This is a genomic window from Dysgonomonas sp. 520 (assembly GCF_010501095.1).
Classification (GTDB): Bacteria; Bacteroidota; Bacteroidia; order Bacteroidales; family Dysgonomonadaceae; genus QVMP01.
Genome location: NZ_QVMP01000061.1, coordinates 1 through 2002, shown reverse-complemented (window position 1 = coordinate 2002; position 2002 = coordinate 1). Strand labels below are relative to the sequence as shown.

1 protein-coding gene is annotated in these 2002 nt (G+C 33.1%); it reads right to left on the bottom strand.

The window, feature by feature from the left end:
- Positions 1-776: 776 nt before the first annotated feature.
- Positions 777-1592 carry a helix-turn-helix domain-containing protein gene (locus tag D0T56_RS16525; RefSeq protein ID WP_163321267.1) on the bottom strand — a complete coding sequence of 272 codons (816 nt, stop codon included), beginning with the start codon at positions 1590-1592 and terminating at the stop codon, positions 777-779.
- Positions 1593-2002 lie beyond the last annotated feature (410 nt).

The window sequence follows — 2002 nt, the reverse complement described above, 5'->3', positions numbered from 1 at the left end:
AATGTCAAAGAGCAATTGGATTTATTTAATTCAAATTTTTAACGCATCAGTACTAATCGAACATTATCTTTTGGACATATTGGAAGTAGCCCAAATAATTATCGATTACTTTTAACCATTAACAAAATCCATCTATCGGCAAATAGGTGGATTTTTCTTATTGATAATAAATTATACAATATCAGTTAGTTATCTTTGGTATAAACTCTGATATAGTTGGGATTTCATTATATTATAATTTGATAATGCAATTTCAAATATACAATTTATGGGTTAGGAACCCATTCTTTCAATTCATAAATTAAGTCTAAATCTTCAAGAAATTGGTTCGAGAACAGAACGGTTAAGGGTACAAAAAAAGTTTGACGGATTTTTCTGTCAAACTTTTTTGTTTTTTTATTCCTTCTACCTAGAGGTTTGATGAGAATGAATGATTTTCCAGTTATTATTGCCCTTTGAATAAACAAAAGGCCATGCAAACCCACCAGTTAAAGTACGACCGCCTTCAAGTGCTACCGAATAGTTGCCGGATGTAGTAAGCAGCGCGGCATTGTCCGATAAAATGCTTATCACATAAATTTATGCTCTCATATATTATTTATCCTGAAGTGGGTTATATGTCGTGAAAAATTTGCGTATATTTGTACTTTGGTTTTTTATAATGACCAAAGTTCTGTCACTTTAGCAGTGACAGAGCTTTCTTTTTTCAGAGGTTTTATTCAGTGCAAATTTATGGCAAAATACGTGTTGTCTACTTTCCTTGATATTCCCTAAAATTATGTATTTTGCTCCTTGTGTTTCTTGTTTCTTATCTGTCGGGGTGAGGCGCCCAATATTCTGTGACAAAATTCATTGAAATGTGAAAGAGTTGCGAATCTATTGTCGATCGATATCTGCTTCAGGCTCTTATCTGTATGGTATATTTCGTGGTAAACCGTATTAGCCCTTCGCTGTTTGAGCCAGGAATAAGCTGAGATGCCAAAAACTTTCCTGAACTTCTTGTTAAATCCCGAATAGCTATAATGCATTTTATCAGCCAGTTCCACCACATTGTTGATATTCGGATATAAGCACCGTACTTGTTCTGTGAAATATAAATCGTTTGTCAGATATGTGCTGAAAAAACCTTTCAATTGAAGCCTTGTATACGATGCTTTCAGTATGCAAATCAACTCCTTAGCTTTAATGTCAGCCAGAAAATCGTAATCTACATTCTTTCCTTTGTAAATAAGGAGTGAGCGAACATATCCGTTCATTACGTCGTTAAATGTCAGGTAGCTAAAGTCTTGTTGTTCTGTGTTTTTCAATTCCTCCATTCTGAAATTGTCGTAAAGATAATCTTCGTCGTTAATTCCTATCGAGACAAAAAAAGTTTTATCAAGAGCCGTTGCCGAAAAGCTGTATCCTGCCGGCAAAAAGAATAGATTATTTGCCGGGATAACCTCTTCTTTAATATCGGCTAAATGGATATTAAGGCTGCCTGTAATGATTAAAATGAAGCAGCAACTATCTTGTTTGGAATTCCATTGTTTGCCTTTTTCCAGATCAATAAACCGAATCTCGGATTTGATTCTATTATTTTCAAATTTCATATTTTGTTGTTGTTTAAGTGATTGAATTTGTGCGTGTTTAACTAGAATTTAACGAGAAAATTCACTTTTTCGACTTTCGTATTTTAGTTTAAATCTTTGTAATCAGCGATTTACTTTGCATATATTTCGGACTTTATTGGGGTGAACAACCACATGTTTAACAAGGTGTTTAACATTTACCTTTCTCATAGAACTTAATTCTCTCATAATTAATGATATAATATATCCTCCGTCACTGCTAAAGTGACAGAGTGTATTAGTCGCACATAATCAATATGTTATAATTTTTTGATAGAGGGTAAAAACCAAACAGAGGACAAAAAACAAACACAACAAACATCATTAAAAATTATGAAAAAAACTTTATTATTCTTATCAATGCTTTTGGTCGGTTTCAAGGCTTATGGGCA